The 16,286-nt window shown below is 31.5% G+C and carries 15 protein-coding genes; 10 read left to right on the forward strand and 5 right to left on the reverse strand.

The genetic code is table 11. From position 1 onward, the window contains the following. Positions 1 to 154: 154 nt before the first annotated feature. The gene (locus ACJTHF_RS10300) at positions 155 to 1,390 is read right to left on the reverse strand and encodes an MFS transporter (protein WP_078355039.1); all 1,236 of its coding nucleotides are present in this window, start codon (positions 1,388 to 1,390) and stop codon (positions 155 to 157) included. A gap of 113 nt (positions 1,391 to 1,503) precedes the next feature. Continuing rightward, positions 1,504 to 1,836: a general stress protein gene (locus tag ACJTHF_RS10305; RefSeq protein ID WP_048541491.1), complete on the reverse strand. Its 333-nt coding sequence runs from the start codon at positions 1,834 to 1,836 to the stop codon at positions 1,504 to 1,506. 150 nt (positions 1,837 to 1,986) lie between these two features. Between ACJTHF_RS10305 and ACJTHF_RS10310 the strand changes: the two genes are divergently transcribed. Continuing rightward, the gene (locus ACJTHF_RS10310) at positions 1,987 to 2,976 is read left to right on the forward strand and encodes a siderophore ABC transporter substrate-binding protein (RefSeq protein ID WP_058590835.1); all 990 of its coding nucleotides are present in this window, start codon (positions 1,987 to 1,989) and stop codon (positions 2,974 to 2,976) included. Positions 2,977 to 3,002: 26 nt separating this feature from the next. Here ACJTHF_RS10310 and ACJTHF_RS10315 read toward each other — a convergent pair whose 3' ends face one another. Continuing rightward, a complete protein-coding gene (locus ACJTHF_RS10315) occupies positions 3,003 to 3,875 on the reverse strand; it encodes an AraC family transcriptional regulator (RefSeq protein WP_058590836.1) in 873 nt (290 codons plus the stop codon). Between the two features lie 205 nt (positions 3,876 to 4,080). On the opposite strand from ACJTHF_RS10315, the gene ACJTHF_RS10320 reads away from it, so the two are divergent. The 7 genes from ACJTHF_RS10320 to ACJTHF_RS10350 all read left to right on the forward strand — a co-directional run bounded on the left by ACJTHF_RS10320 (position 4,081) and on the right by ACJTHF_RS10350 (position 10,568). Continuing rightward, positions 4,081 to 4,656 (forward strand): GNAT family N-acetyltransferase, encoded by a 576-nt coding sequence (locus ACJTHF_RS10320; RefSeq protein ID WP_088592545.1) that lies wholly within the window; start codon positions 4,081 to 4,083, stop codon positions 4,654 to 4,656. Between the two features lie 485 nt (positions 4,657 to 5,141). Beyond that, positions 5,142 to 6,449 (forward strand): LLM class flavin-dependent oxidoreductase, encoded by a 1,308-nt coding sequence (locus ACJTHF_RS10325; protein ID WP_232157369.1) that lies wholly within the window; start codon positions 5,142 to 5,144, stop codon positions 6,447 to 6,449. 9 nt (positions 6,450 to 6,458) lie between these two features. After that, on the forward strand, positions 6,459 to 7,028 hold the full coding sequence (locus tag ACJTHF_RS10330) for a GNAT family N-acetyltransferase (protein ID WP_058590839.1): 570 nt from the start codon (positions 6,459 to 6,461) through the stop codon (positions 7,026 to 7,028). Positions 7,029 to 7,062: 34 nt separating this feature from the next. After that, the gene (locus ACJTHF_RS10335) at positions 7,063 to 7,689 is read left to right on the forward strand and encodes an amino acid ABC transporter permease (RefSeq protein ID WP_048541896.1); all 627 of its coding nucleotides are present in this window, start codon (positions 7,063 to 7,065) and stop codon (positions 7,687 to 7,689) included. Positions 7,690 to 7,698: 9 nt separating this feature from the next. After that, a complete protein-coding gene (locus tag ACJTHF_RS10340; protein ID WP_232157343.1) occupies positions 7,699 to 8,457 on the forward strand; it encodes an amino acid ABC transporter ATP-binding protein in 759 nt (252 codons plus the stop codon). Next, positions 8,454 to 9,791, forward strand: coding sequence for an MmgE/PrpD family protein (locus ACJTHF_RS10345; protein WP_058590841.1), 1,338 nt, complete (start codon positions 8,454 to 8,456; stop codon positions 9,789 to 9,791). The genes ACJTHF_RS10340 and ACJTHF_RS10345 overlap by 4 nt, the downstream gene beginning before the upstream one ends. A 3-nt stretch (positions 9,792 to 9,794) precedes the next feature. Beyond that, positions 9,795 to 10,568, forward strand: coding sequence for a transporter substrate-binding domain-containing protein (locus ACJTHF_RS10350; protein WP_048541474.1), 774 nt, complete (start codon positions 9,795 to 9,797; stop codon positions 10,566 to 10,568). Positions 10,569 to 10,614: 46 nt separating this feature from the next. On the opposite strand, the gene ACJTHF_RS10355 is transcribed toward ACJTHF_RS10350, so the two are convergent. Together ACJTHF_RS10355 and ACJTHF_RS10360 are read right to left on the reverse strand one after the other, a co-directional pair. Beyond that, the gene (locus ACJTHF_RS10355; RefSeq protein WP_058590842.1) at positions 10,615 to 11,325 is read right to left on the reverse strand and encodes a GntR family transcriptional regulator; all 711 of its coding nucleotides are present in this window, start codon (positions 11,323 to 11,325) and stop codon (positions 10,615 to 10,617) included. A gap of 78 nt (positions 11,326 to 11,403) precedes the next feature. Beyond that, complete coding sequence (locus ACJTHF_RS10360) at positions 11,404 to 12,783, reverse strand: PTS transporter subunit EIIC (protein ID WP_078355035.1); 1,380 nt, start codon at positions 12,781 to 12,783, stop codon at positions 11,404 to 11,406. A 242-nt stretch (positions 12,784 to 13,025) separates the two neighbouring features. On the opposite strand from ACJTHF_RS10360, the gene ACJTHF_RS10365 reads away from it, so the two are divergent. After that, positions 13,026 to 14,225 (forward strand): enolase C-terminal domain-like protein, encoded by a 1,200-nt coding sequence (locus ACJTHF_RS10365; RefSeq protein WP_048541471.1) that lies wholly within the window; start codon positions 13,026 to 13,028, stop codon positions 14,223 to 14,225. Between the two features lie 543 nt (positions 14,226 to 14,768). Then, positions 14,769 to 16,280, forward strand: coding sequence for a PTS mannitol transporter subunit IICB (locus ACJTHF_RS10370; RefSeq protein WP_048541469.1), 1,512 nt, complete (start codon positions 14,769 to 14,771; stop codon positions 16,278 to 16,280). Positions 16,281 to 16,286: the final 6 nt, after the last annotated feature.

Consider the following 16,286-nt stretch of genomic DNA (forward strand, 5'->3'; position numbering starts at 1 on the left):
TACAAGGGATATTAAATAAAACATTTATTTGTTTTTATTACTTTTGTTTAATAGTAATCATTTCAATAAATTCAAAAACCCCAACCCGATATTTTAGAGTTGGGGTTTAATATATACTTTATTCTAATACTTCTTTTGCTTCGTCAATAATGTCTCAAATTACACCGTCATGTTTTTTGATAAATGTGTAAAGATATGCCAAGATAAAGCATAATATTGCTGTAATACTGAACGAAATAATATAGAATGCTGAATTAATGTCAAAGAGTATACCTGCTACTAAAATTCCAAAAGGCATCATTACTTGTGACATTGTTTGTGACAATGCTAAATATTTACCTTTTATTTGCTCTGGTACATTTTTTTGTACATAAATGTTTATCGGTACATTACTCAGTACAACACCGCTTCCAATAATAAATATACTTATAAAATATATTACAAGTATCGATAATTTATAAAAATCTGTTATAAACGGAATACATAAAATGAGTATTCCCACAGCTAAAATAATCATGGCAACTTGCATATTTGCTACAAGTGTTCCTTTATTCTTCAATTTAGGATAAATCAAACCAAACAATATACCTGCTAAAGGAAATCCTGTTTCAATGATTCCTAACTGTTTAGAATTCATATTAAATATAGTGACAAAACTTCCTGGAATACCTACCGTAACGAAACCAAACATAAAGTTAATGATAGATCCTGATAATAGAATTAAAAATATGTCTTTATTTGATTTCAAAAATTTAAATACGACTTTATAACTGTTAAAGAATGTATCCTTAACTTCTTCATAGACTTTTTTTGCTGGAACTTTATTAAACGCAATATTAAGCACTATTATTAATGAAATGAGCTCAGTTACAAACATAATAATCATAAAAGTCTTAATATCGAAATAAGCGTATACTATTCCACCTAAAATTGGAGCACCTATTTGTAATACATTCTGAATGACGTTTCTATATGAAACTGTTTGATCAATGAAACGTTCACTAACTAAACTTAACAAGCCACTGTTAAAAGTGAGTGAAACAGCCATATCTGTAACTGTCAAAATGATTACAATTATGTATATGTATAGAAGTTGGTTTAAACTATTTGGTATTAAGAAAATACTTATAATTGATAAAATCGAAATGCACTGCATAGATATAATAAATGATTTTTTATTAATCTTATCTATATAATATCCAATAGACGTACTGCCCAATATAAATATGAGCGAATATATAATCATAATATTAGAAAAAGCTTGTACACTCCCTGTTATCTTTAAAACATGAAATGAAAGCGCAAAAGTAAATAATTTACTGCCAATAATGCTAAAAAAGGTAAATAAAATAATAAATATATAGTTTTTCTTCATATTGCATACCACCATATCATGACTTACTTTAATTATATACAAATTATCCTATGGGTGGAATAAGTAATTATACGGACATTAAAAATTCCCAACCCGATATTTTCGAGTTGGGATTTAATATATATACTTTATTCCAATACTTCTTTTGCTTTATCATCTTTGGAAATTAGGAATACTTTTCCTTCGTCCATTTTTTCTTCGTAATCTTCTGCTTGTTCTTTGGACAAACCTATTTCTATTAATTTAGCTCTTAGTTCGTCACCTTGTTTATCAAATGTTCGACCTAAGTCTTTGTTGTTGTAATCTATATTGTCATAGTCTGTATGCTCAACGATTCGTGCTGTTCTGTCATCGTCATGTGATAGTACAAAAATATCTGTTGGGTTAATATTTAGTTCTTTCAGCTTGTTAATGTCATTTTCCAATGTTTCATCATTGATATAACTTTTTACGACTGTCATGAATAAATCCTCCCATTCCTATTTTGTATTATTTATATTCCCGTCCTATGTTTATTAAAACATCTCCAAATTTTAAAAATAAGCACTTGTTATTCTTAAATTATTTTGTATAATTGAGAAATGTTATCAATTATAAAATAGGAGGCTATCATGAAAAAGTATATTACCGTCATCGTTTGTGTACTTTTATTATTATCTGCATGTAGTAATAGTAAAGATAAAGTCAGTCATAAAGATACTGTCACAATTAAGAAGACTTTTGAATACAAAGAAAAGAATAAAGATCACAATAGAGGTAAGAAAAAAACTGAAACTGTAACAATACCTAAGAATCCTAAAAAAGTTATTGTCATGGATTATGGTGCTTTAGATATTATGAAAGATTTGAAATTACAAAAACATATAACGGCTATTCCTAAAGGTCCAAATGGTGATTTCTTACCAAGTTATTTATCAGAGTTTAAAAATGATAAATATACCAATTTAGGAAATCCTGGTAGACCTAATTTTGAAAAAATTGCAGAAGAGGATCCGGATTTAATTTTAATATCATTTAGGCAAGCTTATACTAAAAACTTAAAAGAATTTAAAAAAGCAGCGCCAAATGCAAAAGTACTTTACGTGAGTCCTGATGATGATCGTTATATAGAATCTATTAAAGAAAATGCACAAAATATCGGGAAAATATTCGATAAAGAAAATGAAACTCAATCACTCGTAAAGAAACTCGACCAAAAAGTTAAATCTGTAAAAAGTAAAGTGAATGACGATACCGTTATGTTTGCGAATATTGACCAAAAAGGCATTAAGACATACGGTAAAACTGGTAGATATGGTGGCTTTTTAAGTGGTGATTTAGGTATCAAACATATTGATCCAGACATGCCTGCAAACTCAAGTGGACAGTTAGTGTCATACGAATATATCGCTGAAAAGAATCCAGACAAAATCTTCTATATAAATAGAACAGATGATGATTCTAAAGGATTACCACAAGAACTTAAAAATCCAGTTATTAAAAATATTAGTGCCATCAAAAATAAAGATATACTGAAATTTGATTCCAACACATGGTTCTTCGGTTCTGGTGGCATTAGTTCAACAATTAAACAATTAGATGATATAGAGAAAGCTTATTGATGAGAAAAAGTCTAGGGTATGGCACCCTAGACTTTTTCTATACTTCTAACTGCTATCCAAATTTCACTGTAAGCTGTTTCTTCCTGGCTATTCATTTTTGTAAATGAGAAATTTGGTACATCTTCTAATTCATACCCAGAGGATGGTAGCCATTCTGCATAAATGCTTGCCATAGTATTTTGCATTGTAGTTGGGAAATGTCCTTCATTAGGAAATACAGCCCAAGTATGTGCTTCAACTTCAAAAACATCTAATAACTCACGATTTATTTCTACTTTATCAGTAATTACACCAATCATATGAGTTAAGTATCCTTCTTCTTTTTCAAAATATGCATCAGCATCATAAGAAATATTTAATACTTCTTTTGGTTCAATATTATTAAGTGTATGCATATATGATTTTTGTTCGTTTGAAATACTATTTGCAAGCTCTACAATACTTTGATTTACACCTTCAAATTGCATAGGTATCTTTGTTGAAACCCCGACAAATTTAATAGCAGGTTTATTTTCAATTCTGTATTCCATATCTATACCTCCTCTTATACTTAGCGTAAAAGTAAGTTTAGGGAATGATTTTATACTTGCAAGATGAATCGCATTTGATGGCAAAGAACCTGTCCAATTTTTAAATGCGCGACTAAATCCATCTACTGAATGATAACCATATTTAAAGGATACTTCAGTAACAGATTCACCATTTTTTAAATCAACATTAGCTGATGACAATTTACGCTTTTTAATATATTCACTCAAGGGCATACCAGATATTGCCTGAAATATTTTCCGAAAGTGATAATCCGATATACCTACATATTTAGCAATATTTTCAATAGATAAGTCATTTGTTAAATTATCTTCAATATAATCTAATGCTTTATTTAAATCATCTATCATTCCATTCCCTCCTTACATGGTTAATCATAATTTATTACTATAATATTTACTCGACGTTATATAACCAAATTATATCGGATAGTATTCATTACCTCTAATAATTCATGAATAGCATGCATCGTTATTGTAAGCTTCCTCTATAAACTTAGGAAATTAAAGTATATAATATGATTAATTACACATATTTTTACAAAGGGGATTTTTAATGTATACAGATAAAGAATTAACTTTCCGTACAAATAGGTTGACGATTCGACCTTTAAACTATGATGACCACAAAGGTTGGATTGAAGGCTTTGAAAATCGCTACCCTTCGCAATATAAACATGACAAAGGGAAAATCAATATGGAAGAATGCGACGAAACTTGGTTTATAGAACTTGTTGATAAACAACAAACGCTCATTAAACAAGACGATACGTTTATATTTGGAATATTTTTAGAAAATGGCAAACATGTAGGCATGTTGGATATTAAAGTATTAAGCAGATCAGACTTCCAATGGGGAGAATGTGGCTATTTCTTGCACAACCAATTTTGGAATCAAGGTTATGCATATGAAGCTATGAAAGAAGTCATCAGTCAATGTTATAAAACATTAAACCTTCATCGAATAGAAGCACATATTAATATAGATAACGAACCTTCTAAGAAACTCATTAAAAAATTAGGATTTGAATTTGAAGTATTAAGAAAGAACTTTATTTATGAATTTGATGAATGGACAGATAACGAAGTATATTATATTAATTTACATAACGAAAAATTGATTGAATCTTAAAGATTGAGCGACCCGAAACATTGTTTTCGGGTCGATAATTATTTTTATCGGCCTGGTAATCTCATTTTCGGGTCGCTATTTTTATTTATCGGACTGCAAATCCCGTTTTCGGGTCGATAATTTTATTTATCGGACTGGTAATCCCGTTTTCGGGTCGATAATTTTATTTATCGGACTGGTAATCTCATTTTCGGACCGGTAATTTATTTTATCGGCCCAGAAATCTCCGCCAACATAACTCCCTCAATCCCTCTACCCTATTTTAATATATTTTAATAATATTATTAATCAAATCACTCTTACAAAAACCCGATTTAACAAGTATGACGTTCAATTTTTTATATCATCTTACAAATGTTCACAAATAGTACATTATTTTAATATCAATCCCTAATAAAATTATCAGATTTTATTGACAATTGTTAAAATTAAGTGGTATTCTTTATATCTTATTAAAACTATCGGATTAAAATGTTTGGGAGGATATTATGACAACACATAAACATATAAAACTGGGTCTCTTTTTAGCGGGATATGGTCATCATGTGGCGAGTTGGCGCCATGAAAATGCTATTGAAAAGGGTCCTATGGATTTAACTCATTTAATAAATACTGCGCAATTAGCAGAGAAAGGTTTATTCGATTTAGTCTTTCTTGCTGATAGCTTATTCGTATCTGAAAGTTCACATCCAAATATATTAAGTAGATTTGAGCCGTTTACACTTTTATCTGTTCTTTCTACAGCAACGACTAATATCGGATTAGCTGCTACTGCCTCTACTACATACAGTGAACCTTTCCATATTGCACGTCAATTTAGTTCTTTAGACCACTTAAGTCATGGAAGAGCTGCTTGGAATATTGTAACTTCTTCAATAACTTCTACTGCTGAAAATTTTAATGGTACTAAGTTAATGGAACATGAATTACGTTATGAACGAGCAAATGAATTTGTTGAAGTAACGAATAAGTTATGGCGCTCATGGGATAAAGGTGCTTTAGTTCGCGACAAAGAAACTGGAGCTTTTATTGATGCTTCAAAATTACATACGATTGATCATGAAGGAAAACATTTCAAAGTTAGAGGTCCTTTAAATATTGAACGTTCTCCACAAGGAAGACCATTATTAATACAAGCTGGTTCTTCCCCTACAGGAACAGATTTAGCTTCAAAAGTAGCTGATGTTATTTTTACAGCACAAACTCAAATTGAAGATGCTCAGAACTTTTATAAACAGTTAAAAGAGAAAGTATCTAAACAAAATCGTAATCCTGAAGAAGTATATATCATGCCAGGTTTATTCCCTATTTTAGGTGACACTGAAGAAGAAGCGCATCAAAATTATCAAGAAATTCAAGACTTAATCTTACCTGAAGTTGGATTAAGTATATTGGCACCTTATGTTGGAAATATCGATTTATCACAGTATGACTTAGATACTAAGTTTGCTGATTTAGATCTATCAACAGGTAACGGTGTTCAAAGTCGATTTGAAATAATTCTTAAAGAAGCGATTAAAAACGATTTAACTTTAGAAGAAGTTTATAAAAAAGTTGCTGGATCTAGAGGTCACCATATCTTTGTCGGTACACCAGAACAATTAGCAGATAAGATGGAAGAATGGTTTAAATCTTCTGCTGCAGATGGTTTCAACATTATGCCACCTATTCTACCTTCACAATTTGAATTATTTATCAATAACGTTATACCAATTTTACAAGAAAGAAATTTATATAAAGAAACATATTCAGAAGGCACATTACGACAAAAATTAGGCTTAGAAAATGAATAGAGGTGCGCAATGGAAACAATCGTTAGACGTGCAACTGAAGATGATATTTATGACTTAATCAATTTGATGTACGAAGCCTACGAGCCCATTCGAGCACTAGGTATTAACTTTCAGTCTGCTAACCCAACCGAAGCTTCAATACGTAAAAATTTAGAAGAAAATATTTGTTTCATACTTGAATCTGATGATGAAATTGTCAGTACACTTTCATTAAGGATGCCATGGAGTGACAATCCTGGACCATACTATTTCCCTCATATATGGTGGTTCGCAACATCACCTAAATATAAAAACAAAAAATTCGGGTCAAAACTTTTAAATTATGTAGAAAATGATTACTTACTGAATCATTTAAACGTTCCAGCCGTTTCACTCGGAACTGCTGATCATCATCCATGGTTAATAGATATGTACGTCAAAAAAGGCTACCAAAAATTTGGTAAGCAAGACTTAAAAAAAGGACATATTACGCAATATTTAGTGAAAGTCCTTAACCAAGACAAATTTAAAGGCACTGAAGAACTTAAAGAAAAATTTAATCAAGTCATATTCGAAGAAGGTGAAACAATTGAAATTTGATCCAATATATTTTCTACAAACATTTCCAAAATTAATGCCCTATTTACCTATTACATTGTCACTAGCTGTAATTTCACTAGTCATTTCAATATTAGGTGGATTAGTTATTGCATTGATTTTACGTACTAAATTACCCGTACTTAAAGAACTCGCCCTACTATATATTTCGTTCTTTAGAGCCATTCCGAGTTTAGTACAACTGTTCTTAATTTATTACGGACTACCACAACTTATTCCAGGTATGAGAGTTGTTGATGCTTTAACAGCAGCTGTTATAGGTTTAAGTATTAAAAATGCAGCTTACTTAGCAGAAATTTTTAGAGCGGCTATTACATCAGTAGATAAAGGTCAATTTGAAGCAGCCCATTCTATCGGACTCAACAAATTCCAAACTTATCTTAAAATTATACTGCCACAAGCAACACGTAATGCCATACCAGCATCAGGTAATATTTTTATCGGGTTAATTAAAGAAACATCACTTGTATTTACATTAGGTGTTACTGAAATATTCGCTAAAAGTAAATTATTATCTGCCGCTTCATATAAATATTTAGAAACATTCTTAGCTGTCGCAATTGTATATTGGTTAATTACGATTATATATACATACTTGCAAAGTTTATTAGAGAAAAAACTCAACAAACCTTATGAAAGTTAGGTGACATTCATGATTTCAATACGAGGTATTAAAAAATCTTTCCACAAAACACCTGTATTAAAAGGTATAGATATAGAACTTAATAAAGGTGAAGTCCTTGCGATTATTGGACCGTCTGGATCAGGAAAGTCCACTTTGTTAAGATGCTTGAACTGGTTAGAAGTACCAGATGAAGGCATTATTTCAATAGATGATGTAACAGTAGATGCCGAAAATTATAAAAAGAGACAAGTTCAACAACTTATTCAAAAATCAACAATGGTATTTCAGCATTATAATCTTTTCAAAAATAAATCCGTTATAGAAAATGTAACACAAGGACTTATTACGACTAAAAAGTTACCTAAAGATGAGGCATATTCAATTGGCGAAAAATATTTAGACCAAGTCGGTTTACTAAAATTCAAAGATAAATATCCTGCAACTTTATCTGGAGGTCAACAACAACGTGTTGGTATAGCGAGAGCATTAGCTATGGACCCAGAATTATTACTTTTTGATGAGCCAACATCTGCGCTTGACCCTGAACTTGTTTCAGGTGTTCTAAAAATCATTAAAGACATTGCTTCAATGCAGAAAACAATGATTCTCGTAACGCATGAAATGTCATTTGCAAAAGATGTTGCAGATAAAATCATTTTTATGGAAGATGGAAACATTATTGAAAGTGGAACAACTGAAGAAGTGTTTAATCAGTCTCACAATTCTAGAACACAATCATTCATCAATAAAATTGAAACTGAACAAGATGAAGAGGTTCTACAATGACAGATACGGAAGCATTAGTTGAAAGGATTTATCGTCAGTCGAAACATATTTCTACTATTGAAAGAGATAACGCCATCACTGGCATACTTGACTTTATAGCAACAACTTACAGTGCTAACAATCATCATAAAGTCAATGATTTAATAAGTTTCATTCAAGAAGAAGAAGGATCAGGCAATGCATCTATCATAGGATATGAAGCTCAATTGTCACATTCAAATGCTGCTTTAGTGAACGGTTTTATTGCACATATATTAGACTTTGATGATGTTCACTCAAGTATGAGAGGTCATCCTACAGCTGTTATACTACCGAGTTTATTAGCAGTTGTAGAAAACGATACGCAAACTTTCAAACACTTTATTGATAGTTATATTATCGGTGTCGAAATGGCGACTCAAATTGGCGAAACAATTGGTGCTTGTCACTACGAACAAGGTTGGCACTCAACATCAACAATCGGCTTATTAAGTGCAACTGCTGCATGTTGTTACTATTTAAATTTAGATGCTCCTTCATTTGCGAATGCTATTGGAATAGCTGTTACACAAGCAAGTGGTTTACGTAACCAATTCGGTTCTGACGTTAAACCATTCCATGTTGGACTTGCATCTCAAAAAGCCTATTTAGCAGCACGTATCTCACAGAAACGTGTACTTGAAGGTAATAAAAATATGATGCCTACTTTTTATGAATTATTTGGTACATCAAATCGTTCATTTACGCAAATTATTGAAAATTTTGGCGATCAATGGTCAATTACACATCCAGGAATGTGGTACAAACTTTATCCATGTTGCTCAGCAAATTACCATTTAATCGATGCTATTAATACTATTAAACAAACACATCATATTTCCCCGGAAAAAGTAGAATCTGTCAAAATTACTTTTCCTACGAACGGTGATGCAGCATTGAAGTTTAAATCACCAGAAACTGGCTTAGAAGGTGCTTTTAGTGCTGAATATGTATCAGCACTTTTATTACTGAATCAAGAATTAACAGTGGATCAATTTTTAAATAAACCTATTAGTCATGACGTTAATCAACTTATGGAGAAAATCGTTAGACACTATGATGATGACATTCAACCAAGTCCACATGCCCTACCGAAAAATCGATTTACAATCGTTGAAATAACTTTAGTGACGGGTGAACAGTTTAAACAAAGAGTGAATGCACCTAAAGGTAGTCCATATAAACCATTAACGAAAGACGAACATCTTACTAAACTCAAACATGCATCTTATAAACATTGGGAAAATATTCATGATTTCTATGAAATTAAAGATACTAAAATGTTACTAAACTATATATTTAAAGGAGAAATATAAAATATGAAAAAAATATTAACATTTTTACTAATTGGCCTCATCGTGTTGGCAGGCTGTTCAAACGATTCAGGCAAAAAAGATAAAGGTACAATTGTCGCTGGTACTACAGGACAAAGCTATCCAAATTCATATGAAAAAGATGGTAAATTAGTTGGTTACGACATCGAAGCATTTGAAAAAATCGCTCACGAAGCTGGTTATAAAGTTAAATGGGTAAAAGCTGACTTCTCAGGACTTATGGGACAATTAGAATCAGGAAGAATTGATACAATAGCAAATGCTGTGGCAACAACAGATGAGCGTAAAGAGAAATATCTCTTCACAGATGCATACTCATATATCGGTAGCCAAATCATTACATCATCTAAAAATAAAGATATTAATAGCTATAAAGATTTAAAAGGTAAAAAAGTTGCAGGCGTGTTAGGTTCAAATCACACAGAAGCATTAGAGAACTTTAATAAAGAAAATAATTACGGATTCAAAACTAAAACTTACGAAAACCGTGAAGGCGCCCTACTTGATTTAGAAAACCAAAGATTAGACGGCTATGTCAATTCAGACTCAGTATCAGCTGCAGATAAAAACAAACGCGGAAAAGAAATTAAATTTGTAGGTAAACCATTTAATGTAGTCGGAACAAGTTTCCCATTCACAAAAGAAAATAAAGATCTAAAAGAAGACATCGATAAAGGCGTTAAAAAACTTAAAAAAGACGGCACACTATCTGACCTATCAGATAAATACTTCGGTACAGATACAACGAAAGAAAAATAAAGAAACAGAGGACTTGAGATTTTCAAGTCCTCTGTTTTTATATATCTTAATCTTGTTTACGAGATTGATGTACTTCTTTATTAAACGGAGTTAAATATGTACAAGAGTAATCTAACGCTATTACCTCGCTATACTCATATATAACGCCATTATTTAATAAACTCCTATTTTGAATATACATTGCTGGAATTCCTTTTTTACAGCTTAACAATTCAGCTTGATTTTTATCAACAATTGTCGGTTTATAAGTCGTTATATTGTGAGAAATTTTGTAACCTTTTTTCTGAACGAATTCTTGAATTGAATCTTTTAAATCTTCTACACTTAAATCAAAAAATGCTCTATATGGTAACCTAGAAGTTTCAATCTGCACAATTTGATAGTTAGCAATTCTTATTCTTTGAAACTCCCAAACTTCTTCTGATTTTTCTAATTCAAACATTCTTCTATCTTTATCCGTAGCTTTAACTTTCCTTAAATATATTGGTTTAGATGTTAATCTAGAATATGGAGTTGCAGTAATCGAATTATATATCAATGGATTTTGGCGAACATTTTTCTTAATAAATATGCCAGATCCTTGAACTGATTTTATAACTCCTATATCAGCTAATTGATCTATTACGGTTTGAATAGTATATCGAGAAACTTGATAGTCTTTTGCTAAATTACGTTGTGTAGGTAATTTTCCGTTAATAAAGTGTTGTTGATAAATTTTACTCAATATATCATTTAATATAAATTCTTTTTTCTTCATAATGATAAACGCCCTCTATTTTAGGTGATTAAGATATGACTAGATTATCCTTGCTTTATTGTATCCTATACATAAGTATTATTCTGTAACTTTTTTATCCTTTTCTAATTCAGGACTTCGTTTTACCATTAGCATCCCACTAAAGTAAGCAACTGCTATAGCGATTACAATACCTATTATTGCAAAAATAAAATATTTGCCTATGTAAGCTGGTAAGCTAAATATACTTGATAAAATATAGCCATAAATTCTAACTCCAAAAAAGCTAATAAATGCTGATGCAATTGCACTTCCTAAGGTAACTGCTACAAGTGCTCGTTTATATTTAGTAATCACACCAAATAATGCAGGTTCAGTTATTCCTAAAAAAGCTGAAATTGCAGAAGAAACAATTATAGACTTTTCTTTAGATGACTTTGTTTTTCTATACATTGCTAAAGTAGTACCAGCAATTGCCATATTAGCCATGAACATCATTGGCATTAGCATATCATAACCTTGATTCGCAAAATTTTGAAGTGCTATAGGCGTCATTGCATGATGTAACCCAGTCAATACAGCTATCGGACGTATTGCTCCAACTATTACCCCTGCTAGAATTGGAGAAATATTAAATAACTGTTCTATCAAGAATGCAAGACCATTTCCAAGGAAAATACCAATTGGCCCAATAATAGTAAGTGCAATTAATCCAGCTATAAAAAGTGAAAATGTAGGTGTAAAGACCGTTCTCAGTACTTTCGGCAATATATTATTAACCCAATTATAAATATAACTTAGTATCCATACTGAAAAAATAATAGGTATAACAGTACCAGCATAATTAAAAACTGGAATAGGTATAAATCCAAATAAATGAAATGCAGAAACATTACCTGCATCTGCTGCTTCTGTCATAGTAGGAAACATCATAGATGCTGCAATAGCTATCGCTAAATATGTATTTGTTTTGAATATTTTTGCTGCAGAAGCTGCAATAAAGAATGGTAAAAATGTAAACACACCACTCGCTAACATATCTAACACTTTAATTGTATCACTTTTTTCTGAGATAACTTCAAGTGCTACTAGTCCCGCAATTAGACCTTTTATCATACCTGCACCGGCAATTGCTGGAACTATAGGTCCAAATACACCTGATAAAATGTCCATAAATAACTTCCCGATACTTTTCTTATCATCATCCGACACATCGTTATTTTCTGTACTTAAATTCAGTTTCTTAGATAAAATATTAAAGTAAGACTCTACCTCAGTACCAATTATAATTTGAAATTGACCATTTTGATTTTGAGATCCTAGCACTCCTGAAAGATTGTCGATACTATTTTTATCAATTAATTCCTCATTCTTAATATCAAATCTTAGCCTTGTCATACAATGCCATGCATTTATAATATTATCTTTACCACCAAGATTTTTTATTATATCGTCTATTACTATATCCTTTTTAACCAATAATATCCCTCCCGTTTCTGTATGCGTTTACAAAAATATAACACAAAATATTAAACATAAAAAACCAACCAAAATTATATATAGATATTTACAATCATTGATTTATCAACGTTTTAGATGATATATATTTTAAAATTGGACTGATTTATTTAGTCTATTCCACATATATTTAGTCCAAATTGACTTTGCCTAGATTCAAATGTTTCAATTAATTTAATATTAAAAAGAAATGAGGACAAATAATGGAACCTACAATTATAGAAGATATAAAATGTTACACCGTAAAACCGGATAGACATAATTTAGTAGTTGTATATGTCGAAACGAACAAATCAGTTTCAGGTTTTGGTTGTGCTACTTTTCAACAACGTCCATTAGCTGTTAAAACAATTATTGAAGAATACTTAAAACCAATTCTTGTTGGAAAAGATGGAAATAACATTGAAGATTTATGGAAATTAATGAATGTAAATGCTTATTGGAGAAACGGCCCAATATTAAATAATGCTATTTCAGGAATTGACATGGCTTTATGGGATATAAAAGGAAAGTTATCTAAGATGCCTTTATACCAGATTCTTGGAGGGAAATCTAGAGATGCTATCCCTGCCTATTCACATGCTTCTGGAGAAAGCCTTGAAGATTTATTCAATGAAATTGATACTCTAAAAAATGATGGTTATACTCACATAAGATGTCAATTAGGATTTTACGGTGGTATAGCTTCTAAAATTAATATGCCTAAAAATAACACAGAAGGTAATTATTATGATCAAAAACAATATATGCAAACTACTTTAGAAATGTTTAAACAAATACGAAACAAATACGGAAATGATATAGAAATATTGCACGATGTACATGAAAGATTATATCCTAATCAAGCTATTCATTTTGCAAAGCAACTTGAAATGTATGATCCTTATTATATAGAGGACATTTTGCCACCAGATCAAAACGAATGGCTAACACAATTAAGAAGCCAAAGTACTACACCAATTGCAACTGGTGAACTCTTCAATAACCCAATGGAGTGGAAACATCTCATAGTTAATAGACAAATTGATTTTATTAGATGTCATGTATCTCAGATTGGTGGAATTACTCCTGCTATTAAATTAGCTCATTTCTGTGAAGAAATGGGTATAAGAGTTGCATGGCATACACCACCTGATATTTCGCCAATAGGTATTGCAGTAAACACACACTTAAATATTCACTTGCAAAATGCAGCTATTCAAGAACATGTGGATATAAAAGAAAATACGAGAAAATTATTTACACATATTCCTGAACCAAGTAATGGATATATTTATCCAATTGATAAAAACGGTATAGGGGTAGAAATAAATTTAGATTTAGTCGATTCTTATCCAATACAGTATAGACCTCACGAATGGACGCAAAGTAGATTACCAGATGGTACATTATTTACACCATAAATGAAATGAAACTAGCCTTAGTGAATATGTATTAGGTAGATTTTCGGGTCGATAATTTATTTTATCGGCCTGTAAATCTCGTTTTCGGGTCGCTATTTTTATTTATCGGCCTGCAAATCCTTTTTTCGGGTCGATATTTTTATTTATCGGCCTGCAAATTCGTTTTTCGGGTCGATAATTTATTTTATCGGCCTGCAAATTCGTTTTTCGGGTCGATATTTGTTTTTATCGGTCCATATTTTCCGTTTCTGGACCGGTAATTCCCACGAATCGGTCCAGAAACCTCCTCTTCTTCCTTCCCCTTCTTCTATTTCACCTTTATTTTCTATTTTATATTCCATAACAGTATGAAGCATATCCCCGAAAGTGTATAATTACATTACAAGTGTGTATAGGCTATTTTAATCCCCCAAATAAATGTTTATGACACGCATGTCAAAATGGATGTGACAAAGTTGCATTTACTAATCATTGTATATGTACATACATCTTCGTATGATTAAGTTACAAAATACTTTTTATATAAGGGAAGGTGTGTTCAATATGGCAGAACAATCTGAAAAGAAAAAAGGCATTGGTCCTAAGGTTCAAGCTTTTGGTTCATTTTTAAGTAGTATGATTATGCCAAACATTGGTGCTTTTATTGCTTGGGGGCTAATTACAGCACTGTTTATTAAAGATGGTTGGCTACCTAACGAAGAACTTTCTTCAATGGTTGATCCAATGATTAAATATTTAATTCCATTACTTATTGCATTTAGTGGTGGTCGTTTAGTTCACGGTTTACGTGGTGGTGTCGTTGGTGCGACAGCTACTATGGGTGTTATCGCGGCATTCCCAGATACGCCGATGTTAATCGGTGCAATGATTATGGGTCCATTACTTGGTTGGTTAATGAAAAAGGTTGACCAATTCTTAGTTCCTAGAACTCCACAAGGTTTTGAAATGTTATTCAATAACTTCTCAGCTGGTATTCTAGCTTTCATCATGGCGATTGTTGGTTTCAAAGGATTAGCGCCATTAGTTGAAGGACTTATGAAAGTCTTAGGTATGGGTGTTGACTTCTTAGTTTCTCATCACTTATTACCATTAGTAAGTATTATTATTGAACCAGCTAAAACAGTATTCTTGAACAATGCAATTAACCACGGTGTCTTAACACCTCTTGCATCTGAACAAGTAGCTCACGCTGGTAAATCTATTCTTTATACTTTAGAATCAAATCCTGGACCAGGTTTTGGTATTCTATTAGCTTATATGGTATTTGGTAAAGGTACTGCAAAAGCAACTTCATATGGTGCTGGTATCATCCACTTCTTAGGTGGTATTCATGAAATTTACTTCCCATATGTTTTAATGCGTCCTTTATTATTAGTTGCCGTTATTTTAGGTGGTATGACTGGTGTTGCAACATTTAGTATGTTCGACTTCGGTACTACTGGACCAGCATCTCCAGGTTCAATCTTAGCTTATATAGCTATTACACCTAAAGGAAGTTACTTAATTATGTTACTTGGTATCTTCTTAGCAACATTAGTTTCATTTGTAGTCGCATCTATCATCTTAAAATTCACTAAAGACCCTGAAGGCGACATTGAATCAGCTACTGCTGATATGGAAGCTCGTAAAGGTAAAAAATCTTCTGTTAGCGGTGCTTTAACTGGTTCTAAAGAACAAGAAAAAGGTGAAGCTTCTGAAGAAACAGAAGAAAAAGACGAATCTGAAGAACTGTTAGATCAATATGACACAGAAAATATTGATGCACATGATTTCTCTAATGTTAAAAAAGTTATCTTTGCTTGTGATGCTGGTATGGGCTCAAGTGCTATGGGTGCTGGTATGTTAAGAAATAAATTCAAAAAAGCTGAATTAACTGATATTGAAGTTACAAATACAGCTATTAACCAATTACCAGACGATGCTGATGTTGTCATTACGCAAAAAACATTAACAGATAGAGCAATTAAGAAAAATCCTAAAGCAATTCATATTTCAGTAGATAACTTCTTAAATTCACCAAGATATGAAGAATTAATTAACGAACTGAAAAAATAATTTTAC

It is taken from the genome of Mammaliicoccus sp. RAM2, assembly GCF_045897195.1.
Classification (GTDB): domain Bacteria; phylum Bacillota; class Bacilli; order Staphylococcales; family Staphylococcaceae; genus Mammaliicoccus; species Mammaliicoccus sciuri.